We start from the raw sequence: 17673 nt of genomic DNA, 5'->3' as shown, positions 1-17673 counted from the left end.
ACTAGTATGAACTAGTGATTTTCTGTTAACGCAAAGAAATTCCCGCCGACAGGTTGATTGTTATCAAGAACAAGAATTCCCTTTTTCTCAGGGGCATTCGGCAAATCCAGTTCCTTAGCAGAACAAATCATACCGAATGAAGGAACCCCTCGAAGTTCAGCTTCTTTAATTAACATACCGCTTGGCATGACGGCGCCTACTCGTGCCACAACAACTTTTTGTCCTTGTTCAACATTCGGTGCGCCGCAAACGATTTGTAAAGTTTCATCGCCAATATCTACTTTACATATGCTTAGCTTATCAGCATTTGGGTGTTTGCCCTTTTCAAGGACATGTCCAATAATAAATGAAGGACGGTCATCATATGTTAACGTGTCAGTAAAGCCTTTATCTTTCAGAAGCTTATTAAAATGATCTACAAAACCTGAATTAACAGCGACTGCGCCATTTTCAGATTCGATATTAAGATATTTGGAAGCGTTAAATAAATTATATCCTAATGTTTTTTCTGACTCCGCATCAAAAATCCGTGCCATATCACCTTTCTTTTCAACGCCGCGAACCTCTGCATCTTGTGAGGACATTTGGATCATTAACGTGTCTCCTACACCTTCACGATTGTAAAAAATATTCATCAATATTCCCCTTTCAATATCTATCCTAATCTTCGTCTATTGGTTTGTTTTTTGCTAAAATAAAAATTGGTTCCAATCCCTTATCGCCATACAAAAACGGAAGTGAGGTAATTGGAATATTTCCATTTGTAAAAAAGTGCATTGTCATTTGCCCTAACACATCATAGCCTCTATCATTTACAATATCACCAAAAACCAAAACATCCTGATGCGGTACAGCGACCGTCAGCTGCCCTTTCGCCTTCTCCTTCATATCGTCTAACAATTGCTGGTTAAGAATTCTGCTGGCATCATAACCATCATTGTAATTGATAAAATAAAAGTCATTTCCGGCAACGACATCTTTTTTCATTTCATTAGGCAACGAGCGGAGATTGAAACTGGCCATCTCTTGAATAGTTTGTTCATCAATATTTTCAGATTCCATAAAGGCTTTATCAATGAGCCGGTAAGACTGTTCCAAATCCACAGCATAAAATACTCTGGTCTCAGCCGTATGATCTTTATATAAAAGTTGTTTCCCGTCTTTAGTTTCTGTCGGGAAGGATGTAGAACGGATGACAGGGAAAATTTTCTTTTCTTTTCCCGACAGCGTTTGAGACTCATTCATAACTGTCATGGCTTCTTCAATATAATAAACAACCTCATCAATCACTTTTTCTTTTTCATTTTCATAACGATTGAGAATCCCAGGCAATGAAAGTGTGATTCCTTTTTTAGTTTTGTTATCTTCTATTCTGAGTTTATCCTGTTTTTTATCATACGACAGGATTCGGTTTTTACCTTTTAATCTTTCTTCTAATATTTTTCTCAATTCTTTACTATCCATGGTCTCACTCCACTTTTACTCATGCTCGTAATCATTTTACCATGTTCACCGCACAATGATAAAGCAAACTAAGCTAACATCGGGGCTTTTTTTACACCGACGCGCATAATAAACAAAGCCGCTGCATGAATAAACTCCTTTGGAGTAAACACCGGCGCAGGAGCACTTAAAAGATACGGGATTATACGACCTTAATTGTCCGTTTCACATAATGATTATAAAAATGTTAAATCTGTTAAACAGATGAATCATACAGAGTAGTTTTTGTGTTAAAATTTTATTGAAAATTATATAAAAGGAGAGTTAGAAATGGAATTAACAATTTACTTAGCCGGGCAAATCCATGACTCATGGAGGGAAAGCATTCGCCGTAAAGCATCATCAATGGAATTGCCAGTATCATTTGTCGGTCCAATGGAGGATCACGACCGATCAGATAACATTGGTGAAGAAATTCTTGGAGAGCAGCCGAATCCGGTTCTGAAGGATGAAGCAGCTTCCACGATTAATAACTTGCGAACTCAACTGCTTTTGAAAAAGTCGGACTTAGTGATCGCTTATTTTGGGGAATCATACAAACAATGGAATACAGCTGTTGATGCGGGCGAGGCTTGTGCTCAAGGAAAACCTCTTATTTTGATTCGCCCGAACAAACTTCATCATGCTCTGAAAGAATTATCAAACAAAGCGCAGGTTGTAGTAGAGAACGAGGATCAGGCGCTTGAGATTATCAAATATATTTTTGCTTAAAGAGATATTAAAGGGTGAGAAGATTCTCACCCCTTTGATTTACTGTAAAATTGGTACTGGCCATAAAGCAGCTGCATAATATGAAAAAACATATCCGTACGTGTTATTAAGCCGTCAGTTAAAATGCCGATTGTTCCTTCGCCTTTGCTAACATCCAATTGATTAGTATATTTATCAATAACGTCTCCTAATTCAATTCCTGTCCGAAGTCCTTCCGCGATAGATTCGGGAAGAGGAATCCGGGCCCCGCTGGCTGTGAATACTTGTCCGTTCCGATCAACTAATGCTCCCCAATTACAAACATAGACTGTATTGTTTATTTCCATAATACCGCCTTCAAGGCCGACGCCAAAATCTGCGTTGCTTTTTTCTATGACTCCCTTTGCTCTTTGGACAGCCCCGCGTTTTGTTTCATCATCAGACCTTGGCTGATCCGATACGCCGGACGGAACATCAACAGCCTGAACAGTTAAGTTAAAAAATTCACTTAAACGCTCAACAGCTCTTATTTTTGCAGGATTATGCGAACCTACGCCAAATGTAACCATATCAAAAACCACCTTTATTAAACACTTAAAAAGCTTGAAAGCCCGTTAAGTCATGTCCCTTTTTATTATGAATTGACGCAACTGTCGTCTTATCTGTTGCTTTGACCAGTTCAGTTAGCAAAGCTTTTGCAGCTGCGTAATCGTCAACATGAACGATGGACGCTGATGTGTGAACGTATCTTGAACAAATGCCAATGACAGCAGAAGGTACGCCTTGTAAGTTTGTATGTACATTCCCCGCATCTGTACCGCCTGGTGAAACAAAATATTGATAAGGAATTTGATGCGTCTCTGCAGTGTCTAATACAAATTCTCTCATGCCGCGATGTGTAATCATTGTTCTATCAAAGATTCGCAGCAATGTCCCTTTGCCTAAATGTCCGAATGCCTTTTTATCACCGGACATATCATTTGCCGGCGAGGCATCAACCGCAAAGAAAATATCAGGCTTGATCATATTTGAAGCTGTTTTAGCTCCTCTTAGACCAACTTCTTCTTGGACGGTTGCACCGGAATAAAGCGTGTTTGGCAACGACTCTCCTTCAAGCTCTTTAAGGAGCTCAATAGCTAAGCCGCAGCCATAACGGTTATCCCATGATTTAGCCAATATTTTCTTCTTATTAGCCATAGGTGTGAACGGACAAATAGGTACAGCAGCCTGCCCCGGCTTTATCCCTAATTTTATCGCATCTTCTTTATCATCAGCCCCTATATCTATGAGCATATTTTTAACATCCATTGGTTTATTTTTTTGCTCATCTTCCAAAAGATGAGGGGGAATCGATGAGATAACGCCAATAACTGTTCCTTTGTCAGTTAAAATTTGAACCCGTTGGGCAAGCAGCACTTGGCTCCACCAGCCGCCAAGCGTTTGAAAGCGAAGCATGCCATTATCTGTAATCTGTGTAATCATAAAGCCAACTTCATCCATGTGGCCGGCCACCATTACTTTCGGACCTTCATGATCTCCCTTCTTAACCCCAAATACACTGCCCAGGCGGTCTTGAATCAATTCATCGGCATATTTCTCAAGTTCTTGTCTCATAAATTGGCGGACTTCATGTTCAAACCCTGATGCACCGCGTAATTCTGTTAACGTTTTAAAAAGTTTTAATGTATCATTATTCATATAGTAACTTCCTTTCCAACATTATTAGGACCTGTTCAAAAAGTTTAAAAGCTGTGTTTATATCGTTTTGAACATTCGCTTCTTATATTTATCTTACAAAAAAAACTTATCCGCTTCCAATTTCACGATATGACGCTATCATTTGATAAATTAAAATTAAGAATTATTTTCTTGGTTGCTTTCCTATTCTTCTGTATACTTTAAGTATAGAGTCATTTTATTTTGAGGGGTGAAAAAAATGAAATTTAAAAACATAGCTATTGCATTCGGTGTTGGCTTAGCAGGAGGATATGTATTACAAAAATCCTTACAAAAATCGCAATTAAGCCCGGAGCAAGTGATGCAGATTGTGAAAAGAGCTGCAAAAAAATCACTTAACATTGATGGCGCCTGGGTATACCTTACTCCGGAAGATTATTATCAAAATGGCCTTTCTTATAAAGTGTACAAAGGCGGACTGACCGCTAAAGACGGTGAAAACCTTGAACATTTCGATTTTATCGCTGACGCATCAACAGGTACAATCCTCGATTTAAAAGCGCAATAAAGTGAAACTTACGGATGACAAGCCCTAAGGCGAAGACAGAGCGTTATTCTTTCCGCCAGTATAAAAAAGCTTGGCAAATGCCAAGCTTTTTTATACTGCCTTCAACTGTAAAAAATCCAAACAATCAACGGTCCAAATATAGAATCTAAAATAGCACATAAAGTCATCGCTACCGAGCTGACTGTGGCTGCCTTTTCTCCATATTCAAACGCCTTGGAGGTTCCGATGGCGTGGGAGGCGCTCCCTAAAGCAATCCCTTTTCCTAATATACTGCTGATTCTTAACCACTTGAGGATATATGGTCCTATAACAGCGCCGGTAAATCCGGCAATCATAACAAAAATAACAGTTAGAGATGGCCTGCCGCCCAATTCCTCAGCAATCCCCATTGCAACCGGCGTCGTCACAGACTTCGGAACTAATGACATAACGAGGCTTTTCTCAACCCCAATAGATTTTGCAAATAGCAACCCGCTGACTATACCGACAATCGAACCGACAATAACACCGCTTAAGATTGGGATGAGGCTTTGTAACAAAACAGCTCTTTGTTTATAAAGCGGGTATGCCAAGGACACAACAGCCGGCCCCAATAGAAGGTTAATAAATTGTCCGCCTAACATATATGTTTTATACGGAACCCCAAAGAGGATAAGCAATAAAACCAGACATAATGTTGATGATAGAGCAGGAATTAGAAATGGTGTATTAAACCTGCGATATAAACGGCTCATAAAAAAATAAATCACTATCGTTAATAGAATCATAGCGATGGCGATGGTTGCTTTTAACATGCTTTATCCTCCTTCCTTTCAGCTTGATGATCCGATTTTCTTTTTGATAAATAATGTGTTGTCAAACCTGAAAAAACCATGACCATTAGTGTACTTAAAATCGTAATAAAGAAAAGAATGACACCGCTGCCCATAAAAAAATGATAATAATTCATTACACCTGTTGTTGCAGGAATAAAAAACACCGGTAAATAAGCAAGTAAAAATTGTGATCCAGTTTCGATAGACTTTAAAGGAACGATTTTAAAACATAGCAGCAGAAACAGCAAAATCATTCCAAGAATGCTGCCCGGTATCGGCAAATGAAGCACATTTTGCAGACAATTACCTATAAAATAAAAAACATATAAAAGAGCAATTTGCAGTATAACAATTACGAATTTCATTTATTTCACCTTATTTCATTTTTAGGTTTCGTCTATTATTTCAACTGGCCCTTCCTTAAGGCATTATATCATCCTTTTATTCTCATTTTTATCGCTTTCATTCAAGATAGAATATTGCCGCAAATCACAAGCAAACAAAAAAACCGAAGAACGATGATTATCATTCTCCAGTTTTTTTAATTTTAAATTACTCGGTGTCTACAAGACCGTTATAAATTTTATACTCCAGTGTTGAAAATTTCTTCTTATTCCAGATGATTAAAAATATAATTGGTACAATAATTAAAAGTGCGAGAAGACCTAAAATCGGACCTAATTCAAGTGTAACGCTGGAAGTATATTTTTTTTGAAAATCTTTAACTGCCGGTATGCTGTTAACATCTCCCGGTGTCAGGACCTGATTGATTTCCGGAGCATAGTAGACATAATCGTTCCAGTCTTTGTAAAATATCTTATCTCTTACTGTTTTGTACGATGCTACAGCCGCTGTCAGCTTCGTAATTTTTACTTTTTTACCAGCCTTATCGACTTTAACAGGCTTTGAAAGATTAATCTGCTCTACATGCTGTAATTGAAGTGAACCATTTTTGTAATCATAATGACCCGTTTTGTTTTGCTTGTTAATTTCATTGTACATTTTTCCACTTGTAACCGTTCTAGCTTCAACGAATCCAAAAGCACTAAAAAAGACCATCATAACAGCTGAAAATGTTACAAATAGTTTTTTTACCATCTTTTCCCCTCCTAAACTAATCATACCACATAACTAGTCAAATGAGTGCGAAAATTTAGTCTTTGCTATTAACCTTTGAAGCTTAGCGAATACGTTTTATTTCATCGATGAAATTACCCTCTTTATCCCATTTTATTGCTCGATAGCAGGCATCATGATAAAAAGAAAACCAAGCTTTATTTTCCATGGTTATTGATCACGAAACACAGCTTCACACCGGTAGATTCGCTGGCCTTTTTTCGAAAATTTCTCTTCATATTCTGTTGTTACATTGCCCTCAAATGAGGAATTATGAAGATCCAGGCTTATGTTTTTTATTAACATGCCGTATCTCGAAAAGCTTTCAAGAGAATATTCAAATAGACCCTGATTATCAGTTTTTAAATTAATTTGTCCGTTTTGATCAAGAATATATTGATATTGGGCTAAAAAGGTATGATACGTTAAACGTCTTTTTTCATGACGGCTTTTTGGCCAAGGATCGGAAAAATTTAAATAAATGGCGGAAATTTCACTTTCAGCAAAATATTCACTAAGTTCTCTTGCATCAGCATTTAATAACTTAACATTATCAAGTTCTTGTTCCAAACATTTATCTAAAGCCGAGACAATGACACTTTCTTGAAGTTCAATGCCTATAAAATTAATGTCGGGATGAGCTTTGGCCATACCAGTGACAAACTTTCCTTTTCCGGTTCCTATTTCTAAATGGATTGGCGCTGAACGGTTAAAAAGGCGGTTCCAATTTCCGGCATGCTCTTGAGGATTCTTAATAACAATCTTTGGATATTTAGCAATTTTGTCTTTTGCCCATGGTTTGTTTCGTACTCTCATGAAGTTATCCTCCTTAATGATGTCAAAGGAAATTTTACCATAAAACCCTTCCTGCTTAAATAACTTCTTATCTCCTTATATCATTTTACTGTCTGCTAAAAAGTATAATAAAAACCACTTCCGTTTATCCTAAGAAAAAAAGATAAGGGAGTGGCTATTTTGGTTCTATCTAAACAGCATAAGTTAAATTTAATTCGCGATATATTAAATTCTCATCATCTAGATGGCGCTGCAAGTGCAAGAGAATATGAACAACTCCACAGAAGTACGGAATCATTAATGTCGGAAATGGCTGACGAGCCATTAAATGGCACACTTGAAGCTATCCATCAATACAGCAGGCAGGGTATGCAATTAAAAGCCTACGATACCCACTTATCAGACAACAAGGAAAATTTCCAGTCATGGCTCAATCAATTACAATAACTTTCGAAGTAACGGCAAGAAAATTGATTGAGCTTCAGTAAATCTTTTTCGTAAAGCAATGCTTCTTTCGGTTGATGGTGATCTTGATGCCAGAACATGAAGAGCAGTGTTTGTGAAATCATATACCAATGCATTCTCAGCTTTAAATGCTCAGTTAATGGCTGCCCATAATTTTCTAGCCATTCTTTCCATTGCTCTTGATCAATATACCAATATAATAATAAGGCCAAATCAAGTGCAGGGTCAGCTATCACTGCCTGATCCCAATCAACTAAATAAAGCTGGTTATCTTCATCAAGAATCCAATTATTATGATTAATATCTGAATGGCAAACCACTTTCTCGGAACTATCTGCTGCTCCCGCCGTCCGTTTTAAAAATGTCATCGCCTCATCTACAGCGGGATTTTTTTTGCGATTCTTGTAACGTTCATGACATTCCTTCAATATTGATTCAGTTGTCATCGGTGTCTTTCCCAGACGGGATAACATAAAAACAAGCGGCTCAGAAGTATGAATTTTTTTCAAAAGATGCGCGACTTTATCACTTTTCATCTCACTTGCTTTAAGTTCCCTGCCATTCAAGTATTTTTGAAACGTGACAACGTCCCCGTTCTCGAGTCGCTTGGTTCTCAGTAATTTAGGTACGATACCTTCAGCAGAAAGTACAGCAAGAAAAGGCGACGAATTTCTCTTAAGAAAAATTTTCTCGTTGCCCGACTGTGCGATATAAGCCTCACCGGTAACTCCACCAGCAGACGAAATTACCCAATCATCATTATCAAAAAATTGCATCAAGATAGGTCACCCTTTAAGTGCGTGTTCAAAAGGAGGTCAAAAAGAGACGATACTGGCTAAAAACGTCACGTCCATGTGACAACGCCAGTACTAGCACGTCCTGTGCGTCGGAAGTTCAAGGAAGCGCCGCCTCCGAGCAACGAAGCGACGAGCAAATGCTTCTCGAACTACTGCGAGCTGCGACGAGAAGTTGGCGATGCTGCGTTGAATAGACGCCGGCGCAGGAGCACCTTACAGTCTCGACAGCTATTTTTCCCGGACTTTTTGACATCCTCTTTAATACGAAAAATGCGGTTTACTCAAGCCATCATCCATTTTGCACATATTGCATTAATTTAACCAACATTTTTATGGAGTGTGTAAAAGAGAATCAATTTATAGGATACCACTTTTTAAACTTAATTAAAACATTTTAATTTAATTGATATGTTGGTTCCTGATTCTTCCGGTTATTTGCTTTCGTTGAACAATATTTATACAGCGTCTTGGCAGCGACAAGCTGATCATGCTTTAATAACGAATGAGGCTTATTTAAATTTTCAAGCCAACCTGCCGCACCCCGGCAATCGTAGAATTCAATTTGCCCGGCATTTTCAACATTCTCAATATAACTTTGCATTGATAATAAACAAAGGCGAACGGGCCGTGTGATATGATGTTGCTTTAAAATATTCGAAACAATAGCCCCTGTATGGCGCAATGATATTAAGGGGTTAACAATATTAATTTGACCGCGGGAGGTGATTTCCCGCCATTTTCTTTGCGAAAGTGTTTGAAACACACTTTGCTTTTCCCCTTGTAAATGTTTAACACACCATATTTCATACGGTGTTAAAATAATTGACTCAAGCGGTACGGCTGCTTTTTTCATTTGTATGACCGGGTTACAAAATAATAGTGTAACATCATTTAATTCTGCGAGACATTGTTTGAGCCAATGATCTTTAAGGTAATGAGGCGGGCATTCCGAAAATTTTTCCGCTGTACTTGTTGCCCATTTGATTTGTTGCTTGAACAGCCATAAATGAAATTTAGCTTTAAATTCCTCTTGTGTTGTTATACCTCTTAACTTTGATTTATATATTTGTCCGGCTTGCGTCTCCCAAGCAGTCTTCCATTGTTCAAAACGCCGGCGTTTTATTTGAATAAAGCGATTAATATAAGTATTTAAATCCAATTGGTATCTGGATATGCATTCATCTAATTTAATCAAGTGAGCCATTTTCATTCCCCTTTTTTTAATTCAAAGCGCTCGATTGGCTGATACCTTGGTGTTTGATTAAGAACGACTTGATATAAAACAAGTTCATGATTTGTCCATTTGATTTCCTGATCGGCAGATATTTTTTCTGACAAAAGCTCCTTAATCGATACGCCATGCTGTGCGCCCCACCTTTTCGCAATGGTTATATGCGGGTGATAAGGGCGTTTATCAAGCTCAAAACCGGCATCAGAACAAATTTGATGGACAGCTTGTTGAAGTGCAAATAAATGTTCGTCCCCTTTTATATCACCATATATCACTCTCGGCCTATCCTTTCTTCCAAACATATCAACACCTTTTAATTGACAATCAAAGGGCTTAGAGTTTTTCGTTAAATGATTCAGTTTTGTTTTAACAGCGGTTAATTGATCCTGAGAAGACCCGCCTAGAAAGACACAAGTAATATGATAATCTTCAATATCTGTCCAATAACGGTAGTCCAAATCATTTTTCAATAAATTCGCCCACTCATACAGCAGTTTTCTTACATTTAAAGGTACCGGGAATGCAATAAAATAATGAGAACCTGTTTGTTTATTCATACTAATCATACCGCCTTTCTAAATATAACGCTTGGCTTTCTTTTCATAACTCCTAAACTTTACTATAATAAAAATAAGATATTGCTGTTGAAGGAAGTGTCAATTATGAAAGTTGTTAATACAATTGCTGATTTAATTGGAAATACACCCCTTGTTAAACTAAACCGCGTGACAGATCCAAATGGGGCCAGTGTCTATGCGAAGCTGGAATATTTCAATCCGAGCCGCAGTGTTAAAGACCGGGCCGCATTTAATATGATTATAGAAGCTGAAAAAAAAGGATTATTAAAAGAAGGTACAACCATCATTGAACCAACCTCCGGGAATACAGGCATCGGCCTTGCCATGAACGCCGCCTCAAGGGGATACAAAGCAATTATTGTTATGCCCGACAATTCCACTCAAGAAAGAATTAACTTACTTAAGGCCTACGGTGCAGAAGTCGTCTTAACACCGGCTGATGAAAAAATGCCAGGTGCTATAAATAAGGCTAATGAACTCGCCAAGGACATCCCAAGCAGTTTTATTCCCATGCAATTTGAAAATGTGGATAATCCAAACGCTCATCGAAAATCAACAGGGCCCGAAATCATTGAAGATATGAAAGAACTCGGAAAACCGCTCAGCGCTTTCGTATCCACAGCAGGCACGGGCGGAACGATCACGGGCACAGGCGAGACATTAAAGAAGGCGTTTCCAAATATGACTATTCATGTTGTAGAGCCGGAAGGATCACCAGTGTTATCAGGAGGTAAACCGGGTAAACACAAATTAGTCGGTACAAGCCCCGGTTTTGTTCCGTCTATCCTTAATCTCGACATTTTTGATGAAATTATTAAAATTAGCGATGAAGATGCCTACGATATGACAAGAAGATTGGCCAGCGAAGAAGGAATCCTGGTCGGTCCTTCCTCAGGGGCTTCCGTATACGGAGCTGTACAAGTTGCCAAAAAGCTGTCACCGGGAGAAATCGTCGTTTGCATTACAAATGATACAGGTGAACGCTACTTATCAGGAGATTTATTCAGATTCGCAGATTAAAAACTCGCCTCGGCGGGTTTTTATACCATTTTCTAGATAATCCTTCCAGATAAAATGTACTAATGATTTGACATTTTAAAAGGAATATTGTGTAATATGGGTAATATCAATTAACATTTCCTTAACCAAATAGAAAATGTTCGAAATTGAACATTTTTCATTACTCCAATAAATAACGTATAGACGAGCCATAAATCCAAGTTGAATTTCATGCAATAAGGGAATGGTTTGAATAGTTTTCCTAATCGGAAAATAAACATAAATTAATTAACATGGTCATTTACCATGTAATTAAAAACGTTAGGGAGTGGTTATGTGAGTCCTTCAACTGATCGAATGTTGAATCGTGTAAAATCCGTCTACTTATTTATCCGGAAGAGGGGCACCGTAACGACACAAGAATTAGTTGAAGAATTTGATATGACACAAAGAACCATTCAAAGGGACCTTAATATTCTTACCTATAACAATTTAGTTAAAAGTCCCAGCCGGGGTAAATGGACAGTCACAAAAAGAAAAGTCAACGTTTCATAAAGTGAAACTTCCATCATTGGGGGTTTTGTTCATCCCCCAATGGATGGTTAGCTGAACAAATCGGGGTGTTATCGAAGCTACTACTTGAGCAAACTGCCTGCAATTTGCGACGAGAAGTTGGCGTTACCACCCTGAATAAACAACGTCGCAGGAGCACTCCGTTATCTCCCGCCTAACTTCAGCGCCTTAACTCAAGTTTTGAGGCGGAAGTTTTACGGACGGTTGCACCGGGATAAAGTGAAAAAGGTTGTTAAGCCCAGCTTAACAACCTTTTTCAGCCTTTTATTCCAACTGTTGTTCGTTATCTAATAACTGATTTTTCGCTTCTTCTTTGACAATTAATGGATCAGGCGACCATTTTATGACTGTTTCTGCCGGAAGAAATTTAATTCCTTTACCCGTTAAGCGCTCCCAAAAACCCTCAGACAGTTTTAATCCTTTTATCTTTTTTTGAACGGGATCAATAACAAAATCTTTAATTGTTCCAATTTCCGTTCCTTCCTCAGTTACACATTTGCGATTAATCATTTCCTTAAGAGAAAGAAATTTAGAATCTATGGTTGCGTCTTCGCTTCTAACCTGACCGTTATAATATATTTTCTGGCTTTCAATCTTACAGGCCCCGGCATTTATAAAATATAACTGCTTACTTTGTTCATTTCCATAAATAGGGACGTCACTGGAAGGGATATTTCCAACATTCCCCTGGCTTCCAGAGCCCATCGCCCCAAACATATCCATAGATTTCTCAACCATCTTTACATCCGCGAATTTATCATTTTGCTGATCCTCATATACAAAGTAGGAAACAGCTCTTTCATTGCCATTTATAAGAATATCTTTAACCGTTCTTCTGTCTTGTTCATTAGATTGGGCATATATGAGAGGATAATGCTTTAAATCATGATATAACATAAGCATTTAAAAGCCTCCTTTTCGTTTACATACAAATACCCAATTGATTAAATTTTCAAACTTAACTTTTATAGAGTTTTTCAATTTCTTCTTTAGTTAACGGCCGGTATTCCCCCTGTTTTAATTTTTCATCAAGAACAAGCGGCCCCATTGTCAGACGTTTTAGATCTATAACTTTTTTACCAACTGCCAGAAACATTCTTTTGATTTGATGGAATTTTCCTTCTGTGATCGTTATTTTGACTTCAGAAATCGCGGCTGAATTTATAATTTCGAGTTGACTGGGCAGTGTCACATAACCGTCTTCAAGCTTTACGCCTTTCCGGAAATATTTTACGTCCTCTTCTGTCACAACGCCGCTAATATGTGCTATGTAAGTTTTTTCCACGTGATGTTTCGGCGACAACAGCTGATGAGCCAATTGTCCGTCATTAGTAATAAGTAAAAGTCCGGTTGTATTTTTGTCTAAACGGCCAACCGGGAAAAGATGATGGATAGCGTCTTTAGGCTTCAATAAATCTAAAACTGTTTTTTGAGACTCATCTTCAGTTGCAGAAATGACTCCTTTTGGTTTATTTAACATAAAATATGCAAACTCGTTGTAGATGACTGGCTCATCATTTACATAAATTTCATCTTTATCAGGCATGACGTGTTGCTTCGAATCTTTGACAATACATTCGTTAACGATAACAGCCCCTTGTTTTAACAGTTTTTTTACATCTTTCCGACTGCCGTATCCCATATTGGCTAATAATTTATCTATACGCAAATCTCAACACCTCATAAAATTAATTTTACTTTTATAAAAAAAAGGGTAATATTGTCTTAGGAGGGGATGCCTATGACAGAGAAAATTGGGTTGTTGGCTACAGCTCGTAAAAAAAGCAATACACCTGATAAAGTGATTGATTTTTATAAAAGCCCATTATTTATAAAATCGGTTCAATACGCCCAAAACCACTATGACCGTTTTTATTTTTATAACGCCAAAGATGGTTTGCTGCTGCCCGATCAAATCATGTCACCATATGATGTTTCCATTAAGACATTTACAATCCAGGAAAAAAAGCGCTGGGGGCAAAAAGTCATAAAAGCCTTTCTTACTTATGAATCCCCTCAAGATAAATTAATCTTTCTTCATGGCGGACAGGTTTATCGAAAATTCCTTGAACCCGAGTTAAGAAAACAAGGATATATCTTCGAAGTACCGCTTAAAGGACTTGGCATCGGAAAACAATTAAAATGGTATGAACAGCATATAGATAGCTAATTGCTATAAATGTTATAGGCAATTGCTTAAACACATTTTCCCTCCATTCATAGACTAAAGATAAGTGCTTATCAGTGAATGGGAGGAGATACGGCATGATCGATCATAAACAACCATATTTTACAATGTTTGATAATAGATTCCCATCTTTTCAAGGACAAGGTGACATACATCCTACACCTTATGATGCCCCATTTGTCGGTGCATCATCTTATAGTCACATAAGTACACCATGGACTGATGGATTAATCAGCCCCTCCGGCTACGAAGCTTCTTTGCCAAGCAGACCGCCGGGATCATCAGCCGGCCAAGGAATTGGAATGAGCTGGAATCATTTATATCATCGCTTCCAACAACTTGAAAAGGAAAATGAAAATAATAAAAAAATGTTAAAAGTCTTTGGGAAAAGACTCAATATTATTGAACAAAGGCTTGGTATTCCAGCCCCGCCATTTGAATTTAATTAAAAACCGCTTCAGATAGAAAATGATTCTTTCCCATTTTATTTACAATCCCAATGAACGGAAATATGTAAAAAACCCCCTTGAAAAATAAAAGAGGGTTTTTTACATTAAAAGCTATAATAACATAACTTAGTTCTATTTCATAAACCTGCCTATAAAAGGTATTCGGTTGCCCAATATTTGACGGGCCAGTCCTGAACGGAACGACAATAATGCAAATACACCGCCGCCAAGAATAACAGAGATGATTGATACAACAGCCCCATGCAAAAGGCTTTTCGGAATCGTACCACCTGTTAATAATAAAACAATTTTAACAACAATTAACATGACTACAGTGAATATTGAAATCAGCAGAAAACGTTTTGCAATAAAACCATATTGGTAACCCGTTGTTCTCGTTATTGCCACCATATTTATGAATACAGAGGCAATGTACCCGACGTTTGTTGCAAGAATAGGACCTACCATACCAAACCACATCATAAAAAGCGGATTTAAAATTAATTTGATCAAAACGCCAACCAGCAGACTAAAAATCGTCACCTTTTGCATATTAATCCCCTGTAAAATTGAGGCCGTGACTGAAAAAAGAGCAAACAACAGTGCAGTTGGCGCATACCATCTTAAAATATGTCCGCCGATAATAATTCCGTTAACATCGTATAGCATACCATATATCATATAACCCAAAATTGACATGCCAGCCGCAGCAGGGATCGTTAAAAATAAAACCAGCTGCAGGGCCTGAGTCGTCTTCTTCTGCACTTCGTCCCGGTTACCCTCTGCATAGGATTTCGTCACGGATGGCACAACACTTAAGGCCAGTGCTGTCGCCAAAGATACTGGAATCATGACAAGCTTTTGGTCATTCATCATTAAATTAGCGATAATGGATACTAATTCATTGTGGCTGTAATGTTGATATATCGATAAATAATGTTTTGATGTCAACTGATCAATAGCTTGATAAAGGTTCATCGCAATCCCAACGGCTACAAAAGGAATGGCATAGGCAATCAATTCACGGTACATTTCCGATAACGACATATTCGATTGAACCGTGCTTTGCGCAACATATGCGTCTAAATGCGATTTTCGTTTTCGCCAATAGCCAATGAGAATAAGCAGTCCAAAAAACGCGCCGACAAAAGCGGCAAATGTCGCAAGTTCGACTGCTGTTAAGACAGAGCCATGAAAAATGACCATGACCAGAAAGGCACTGATTAGAATGAAAATAATACGGACCAGCTGTTCAATGACCTGTGACAGAGCAGTTGGCCCCATCGACTGATACCCTTGAAAGTACCCGCGAATAAGGCTCATGGCCGGTACAATAATTAAAGCAACGCTTATTACCCGGATAACTGAAACAACATCTGCAAAATCGCTTCCTTGTCCGCTTGATAATCGGGCAATAACCGGAGCAAACAGATACAAAATTACAAACCCTAATATCCCGGTGATCGTCATAATCTTGAGGCCTGATTTAAACAGACGCCTGCCGGTAGCATAATCTCCTATGGCATTATATTTAGAAACAAATTTAGAAACAGCGAGCGGTACCCCCATCGTTGCTAAGCTTAAAATGATAGAGTAAGGTGTATAAGCAAAGGAATAAAGATAATTGCCTTTATCGCCAACTAAAGCTGTAAATGGAACAACAAATATTAATCCAAGAAATTTTGATAAAAAAGTTGCGACAGTTAAAATAAACGTCCCTCTAAGCATGCGGGATCAATCCTGCCATATATTGTACAACTCCTAGAACTTATAAATTTTTTTATATTAGTAAGTTTCAAAAAGGAGGACAAAAAGAGCCGAGAAGTTCAAGGAACGACAGTCTCGAGGACCGGAACGTATGGGTTTAATACGTGAGGACCGGAGAGACCGAGTGACGAAGAAATTCGACAGATATTTTTCCCGGACTTTTTGAACATCCTCTATTATTAATTAATAAAAGCCATGAATTATTGTACCACAATGAAATCCAAAAAGGGACTTAATCAATTTTTTTATACGTTAAGAAAATCTAAATTGGCAACAATGTTGCCAATTCGACGCAGCGGCCAATTTTAAGTTCTAAGTATAAGTGCAGCTAAGCCTCTGTCTACGCCTAACGGCTTGCCAATCGGCAAGTTTTCTTTAAATTTCATAAATGACTAATGCTGAAAAGCAAAAAATCGTGCCGTCATCTTTTGTATCCTCAGCGACGGCTACTTGATAACGGATGTCTTTAACCTTTTTTGAATCAATCGTTTCCAAAAAGGAATTAATTTCACTCTCCAGATCTTTTTCATGCTCTTCGTCGAATAATTTTACTTTTAACATAAAAGACACCTCCTTTACGTTAAAAATACGTTAAGGAGATGTCAAATCCTCTAAATTTACACAACAGTAAAGAAATAATCCGGATGATCATGTTTACCGCTTTTTTCAATAATTCGTGCCGCAATTTTTGCTGCACGTTGGTCATCGGTAATAAATACAATTCTTTTCTTACATAATGTTTGATATCTTGCTTTTCTTTTTAAGTATGAGAGAGGTATATTTCGAGCCTCATTTATCGGTTTGTGATGTGACGTAATAAAATCCCGGATATCTATCACACAATGATTCTTTTGATCAATTTGTTCAAAGGATATTTGTTTTACATGCGTTCTTTTGGATATCAGCCGCTGCCACGCAAAGTAAATGCCAACCAATAAGAGGACAAAAATTATAAAACTCATGGTATTCACCGTTTGAGTCCAACCGTTGTTATTCTACGTTTCCTTGCCATTTTATCATGCCGCCAACCATATTTTTCACTTTAAAACCTTTATCTTGTAAAAATTCAGCAGCTTTTTCACTGCGGCGGCCGGAACGGCAAACCATAACGTAGTTTTTACCATTATCAAGATCTTGATATTTTTCCGGTATTTCGGATAAACGGATATGCATTGCTTCAGGAATTTTACCAGCTTGAACTTCTTCATCTTCCCTTACATCTATGACACATACGTCTTCTTTATTATTAAGCATGTTTTCTAATTGTTTTGGCTGAATGATCTGGATTTCGTCCGCCATTTTATCTGGTCACCTCAAATATAAAAATTCTTTTCTTATTGTTACGCCCATCTTTTAAAAAGTCAAGCAGTTAATACGTGTTCAATTTGAACATCCTTGAACATCCTTAAAAATAAAAGATGGCATAATGCCACCTCTTATTTTACGCCTAATTCATTTATAA

The 17673-nt window shown here is 37.8% G+C and carries 24 protein-coding genes and 1 pseudogene; 7 read left to right on the top strand and 18 right to left on the bottom strand.

The window, feature by feature from the left end; all coding sequences use genetic code 11:
• Positions 1-11 precede the first annotated feature (11 nt).
• Positions 12-635 (bottom strand): YtpR family tRNA-binding protein, encoded by a 624-nt coding sequence (ytpR, locus tag ACFQRG_RS11595; protein WP_380966111.1) that lies wholly within the window; start codon positions 633-635, stop codon positions 12-14.
• Positions 636-660: 25 nt separating this feature from the next.
• Complete coding sequence (locus tag ACFQRG_RS11590; RefSeq protein ID WP_380966110.1) at positions 661-1464, bottom strand: DUF1444 domain-containing protein; 804 nt, start codon at positions 1462-1464, stop codon at positions 661-663.
• A 309-nt stretch (positions 1465-1773) separates the two neighbouring features.
• On the opposite strand from ACFQRG_RS11590, the gene ACFQRG_RS11585 reads away from it, so the two are divergent.
• Positions 1774-2214: a YtoQ family protein gene (locus ACFQRG_RS11585; RefSeq protein WP_380966109.1), complete on the top strand. Its 441-nt coding sequence runs from the start codon at positions 1774-1776 to the stop codon at positions 2212-2214.
• 26 nt (positions 2215-2240) lie between these two features.
• Here ACFQRG_RS11585 and ACFQRG_RS11580 read toward each other — a convergent pair whose 3' ends face one another.
• Positions 2241-2762: a DUF84 family protein gene (locus ACFQRG_RS11580; RefSeq protein WP_380966107.1), complete on the bottom strand. Its 522-nt coding sequence runs from the start codon at positions 2760-2762 to the stop codon at positions 2241-2243.
• 25 nt (positions 2763-2787) lie between these two features.
• Entirely contained in the window at positions 2788-3891 is a 1104-nt protein-coding gene (locus ACFQRG_RS11575) for a M42 family metallopeptidase (protein ID WP_380966106.1), read from the bottom strand.
• 238 nt (positions 3892-4129) lie between these two features.
• Between ACFQRG_RS11575 and ACFQRG_RS11570 the strand changes: the two genes are divergently transcribed.
• Complete coding sequence (locus tag ACFQRG_RS11570; RefSeq protein ID WP_380966105.1) at positions 4130-4438, top strand: PepSY domain-containing protein; 309 nt, start codon at positions 4130-4132, stop codon at positions 4436-4438.
• Between the two features lie 101 nt (positions 4439-4539).
• Here the strand turns inward: ACFQRG_RS11570 and ACFQRG_RS11565 are convergent, their stop codons facing one another.
• The 5 genes and pseudogenes from ACFQRG_RS11565 to trmB all read right to left on the bottom strand — a co-directional run bounded on the left by ACFQRG_RS11565 (position 4540) and on the right by trmB (position 7185).
• On the bottom strand, positions 4540-5232 hold the full coding sequence (locus ACFQRG_RS11565; protein WP_380966104.1) for an LrgB family protein: 693 nt from the start codon (positions 5230-5232) through the stop codon (positions 4540-4542).
• The gene (locus tag ACFQRG_RS11560) at positions 5226-5618 is read right to left on the bottom strand and encodes a CidA/LrgA family protein (protein WP_380966103.1); all 393 of its coding nucleotides are present in this window, start codon (positions 5616-5618) and stop codon (positions 5226-5228) included. The genes ACFQRG_RS11565 and ACFQRG_RS11560 overlap by 7 nt, the downstream gene beginning before the upstream one ends.
• A gap of 187 nt (positions 5619-5805) precedes the next feature.
• Positions 5806-6351, bottom strand: coding sequence for a hypothetical protein (locus tag ACFQRG_RS11555; RefSeq protein ID WP_380966102.1), 546 nt, complete (start codon positions 6349-6351; stop codon positions 5806-5808).
• A gap of 82 nt (positions 6352-6433) precedes the next feature.
• Positions 6434-6535, bottom strand: a pseudogene (locus tag ACFQRG_RS11550) (MBL fold metallo-hydrolase); the annotation flags it as partial.
• A 5-nt stretch (positions 6536-6540) separates the two neighbouring features.
• Positions 6541-7185: a tRNA (guanosine(46)-N7)-methyltransferase TrmB gene (trmB, locus tag ACFQRG_RS11545; protein WP_380966101.1), complete on the bottom strand. Its 645-nt coding sequence runs from the start codon at positions 7183-7185 to the stop codon at positions 6541-6543.
• Between the two features lie 159 nt (positions 7186-7344).
• Between trmB and ACFQRG_RS11540 the strand changes: the two genes are divergently transcribed.
• Complete coding sequence (locus tag ACFQRG_RS11540; protein ID WP_380966100.1) at positions 7345-7611, top strand: YtzH-like family protein; 267 nt, start codon at positions 7345-7347, stop codon at positions 7609-7611.
• On the opposite strand, the gene ACFQRG_RS11535 is transcribed toward ACFQRG_RS11540, so the two are convergent.
• From ACFQRG_RS11535 to thpR, 3 genes are all read right to left on the bottom strand, one after another.
• A complete protein-coding gene (locus ACFQRG_RS11535) occupies positions 7599-8405 on the bottom strand; it encodes a phosphotransferase (protein ID WP_380966341.1) in 807 nt (268 codons plus the stop codon). The genes ACFQRG_RS11540 and ACFQRG_RS11535 overlap by 13 nt on opposite strands.
• Positions 8406-8820: 415 nt before the next feature.
• Entirely contained in the window at positions 8821-9630 is an 810-nt protein-coding gene (locus ACFQRG_RS11530; protein WP_380966099.1) for a hypothetical protein, read from the bottom strand.
• Positions 9631-9632: 2 nt separating this feature from the next.
• On the bottom strand, positions 9633-10214 hold the full coding sequence (gene thpR / locus ACFQRG_RS11525) for an RNA 2',3'-cyclic phosphodiesterase (RefSeq protein WP_380966098.1): 582 nt from the start codon (positions 10212-10214) through the stop codon (positions 9633-9635).
• Between the two features lie 105 nt (positions 10215-10319).
• On the opposite strand from thpR, the gene cysK reads away from it, so the two are divergent.
• Positions 10320-11255, top strand: a complete 936-nt coding sequence (gene cysK / locus ACFQRG_RS11520) for a cysteine synthase A (RefSeq protein WP_380966096.1) — start codon at positions 10320-10322, stop codon at positions 11253-11255.
• Between the two features lie 315 nt (positions 11256-11570).
• Entirely contained in the window at positions 11571-11789 is a 219-nt protein-coding gene (locus ACFQRG_RS11515; protein ID WP_380966095.1) for a DeoR family transcriptional regulator, read from the top strand.
• Between the two features lie 282 nt (positions 11790-12071).
• Here ACFQRG_RS11515 and ACFQRG_RS11510 read toward each other — a convergent pair whose 3' ends face one another.
• Positions 12072-12710 carry a PRC-barrel domain-containing protein gene (locus ACFQRG_RS11510; protein ID WP_380966094.1) on the bottom strand — a complete coding sequence of 213 codons (639 nt, stop codon included), beginning with the start codon at positions 12708-12710 and terminating at the stop codon, positions 12072-12074.
• Positions 12711-12765: 55 nt separating this feature from the next.
• The gene (locus tag ACFQRG_RS11505; RefSeq protein WP_380966093.1) at positions 12766-13476 is read right to left on the bottom strand and encodes a pseudouridine synthase; all 711 of its coding nucleotides are present in this window, start codon (positions 13474-13476) and stop codon (positions 12766-12768) included.
• A gap of 72 nt (positions 13477-13548) precedes the next feature.
• Between ACFQRG_RS11505 and ACFQRG_RS11500 the strand changes: the two genes are divergently transcribed.
• Positions 13549-13977 (top strand): DUF6884 domain-containing protein, encoded by a 429-nt coding sequence (locus tag ACFQRG_RS11500; protein WP_380966092.1) that lies wholly within the window; start codon positions 13549-13551, stop codon positions 13975-13977.
• Between the two features lie 95 nt (positions 13978-14072).
• Positions 14073-14444, top strand: coding sequence for a hypothetical protein (locus ACFQRG_RS11495; protein ID WP_380966091.1), 372 nt, complete (start codon positions 14073-14075; stop codon positions 14442-14444).
• Positions 14445-14576: 132 nt separating this feature from the next.
• Here the strand turns inward: ACFQRG_RS11495 and ACFQRG_RS11490 are convergent, their stop codons facing one another.
• From ACFQRG_RS11490 to ACFQRG_RS11475, 4 genes are all read right to left on the bottom strand, one after another.
• Positions 14577-16172: a putative polysaccharide biosynthesis protein gene (locus tag ACFQRG_RS11490; RefSeq protein WP_380966089.1), complete on the bottom strand. Its 1596-nt coding sequence runs from the start codon at positions 16170-16172 to the stop codon at positions 14577-14579.
• A 414-nt stretch (positions 16173-16586) separates the two neighbouring features.
• On the bottom strand, positions 16587-16772 hold the full coding sequence (locus ACFQRG_RS11485) for a sporulation protein Cse60 (protein ID WP_380966088.1): 186 nt from the start codon (positions 16770-16772) through the stop codon (positions 16587-16589).
• A gap of 56 nt (positions 16773-16828) precedes the next feature.
• Positions 16829-17173 carry a rhodanese-like domain-containing protein gene (locus ACFQRG_RS11480; protein WP_380966087.1) on the bottom strand — a complete coding sequence of 115 codons (345 nt, stop codon included), beginning with the start codon at positions 17171-17173 and terminating at the stop codon, positions 16829-16831.
• A 28-nt stretch (positions 17174-17201) separates the two neighbouring features.
• Entirely contained in the window at positions 17202-17510 is a 309-nt protein-coding gene (locus tag ACFQRG_RS11475; RefSeq protein WP_380966086.1) for a rhodanese-like domain-containing protein, read from the bottom strand.
• Positions 17511-17673 lie beyond the last annotated feature (163 nt).

It is taken from the genome of Scopulibacillus cellulosilyticus (assembly GCF_042665295.1).
Taxonomy (GTDB): Bacteria; Bacillota; Bacilli; order Bacillales; family Sporolactobacillaceae; genus Scopulibacillus_A; species Scopulibacillus_A cellulosilyticus.
This window is presented reverse-complemented; position numbering and strand designations above follow the sequence as displayed.

Coding starts and splice junctions, on each gene's coding strand:
- ACFQRG_RS11535 (WP_380966341.1), bottom strand. CDS start 8,405: ATGCAATTTTTTGATAATGATGATTGGGTAATTTCGTCTGCTGGTGGA.
- ACFQRG_RS11580 (WP_380966107.1), bottom strand. CDS start 2,762: ATGGTTACATTTGGCGTAGGTTCGCATAATCCTGCAAAAATAAGAGCT.
- ACFQRG_RS11485 (WP_380966088.1), bottom strand. CDS start 16,772: ATGTTAAAAGTAAAATTATTCGACGAAGAGCATGAAAAAGATCTGGAG.
- ACFQRG_RS11500 (WP_380966092.1), top strand. CDS start 13,549: ATGACAGAGAAAATTGGGTTGTTGGCTACAGCTCGTAAAAAAAGCAAT.
- ACFQRG_RS11575 (WP_380966106.1), bottom strand. CDS start 3,891: ATGAATAATGATACATTAAAACTTTTTAAAACGTTAACAGAATTACGC.
- ACFQRG_RS11475 (WP_380966086.1), bottom strand. CDS start 17,510: ATGGCGGACGAAATCCAGATCATTCAGCCAAAACAATTAGAAAACATG.
- ACFQRG_RS11565 (WP_380966104.1), bottom strand. CDS start 5,232: ATGTTAAAAGCAACCATCGCCATCGCTATGATTCTATTAACGATAGTG.
- ACFQRG_RS11585 (WP_380966109.1), top strand. CDS start 1,774: ATGGAATTAACAATTTACTTAGCCGGGCAAATCCATGACTCATGGAGG.
- thpR (WP_380966098.1), bottom strand. CDS start 10,214: ATGAATAAACAAACAGGTTCTCATTATTTTATTGCATTCCCGGTACCT.
- ytpR (WP_380966111.1), bottom strand. CDS start 635: ATGAATATTTTTTACAATCGTGAAGGTGTAGGAGACACGTTAATGATC.
- ACFQRG_RS11530 (WP_380966099.1), bottom strand. CDS start 9,630: ATGGCTCACTTGATTAAATTAGATGAATGCATATCCAGATACCAATTG.
- cysK (WP_380966096.1), top strand. CDS start 10,320: ATGAAAGTTGTTAATACAATTGCTGATTTAATTGGAAATACACCCCTT.
- trmB (WP_380966101.1), bottom strand. CDS start 7,185: ATGAGAGTACGAAACAAACCATGGGCAAAAGACAAAATTGCTAAATAT.
- ACFQRG_RS11490 (WP_380966089.1), bottom strand. CDS start 16,172: ATGCTTAGAGGGACGTTTATTTTAACTGTCGCAACTTTTTTATCAAAA.
- ACFQRG_RS11510 (WP_380966094.1), bottom strand. CDS start 12,710: ATGCTTATGTTATATCATGATTTAAAGCATTATCCTCTCATATATGCC.
- ACFQRG_RS11495 (WP_380966091.1), top strand. CDS start 14,073: ATGATCGATCATAAACAACCATATTTTACAATGTTTGATAATAGATTC.
- ACFQRG_RS11555 (WP_380966102.1), bottom strand. CDS start 6,351: ATGGTAAAAAAACTATTTGTAACATTTTCAGCTGTTATGATGGTCTTT.
- ACFQRG_RS11480 (WP_380966087.1), bottom strand. CDS start 17,173: ATGAGTTTTATAATTTTTGTCCTCTTATTGGTTGGCATTTACTTTGCG.
- ACFQRG_RS11590 (WP_380966110.1), bottom strand. CDS start 1,464: ATGGATAGTAAAGAATTGAGAAAAATATTAGAAGAAAGATTAAAAGGT.
- ACFQRG_RS11570 (WP_380966105.1), top strand. CDS start 4,130: ATGAAATTTAAAAACATAGCTATTGCATTCGGTGTTGGCTTAGCAGGA.
- ACFQRG_RS11560 (WP_380966103.1), bottom strand. CDS start 5,618: ATGAAATTCGTAATTGTTATACTGCAAATTGCTCTTTTATATGTTTTT.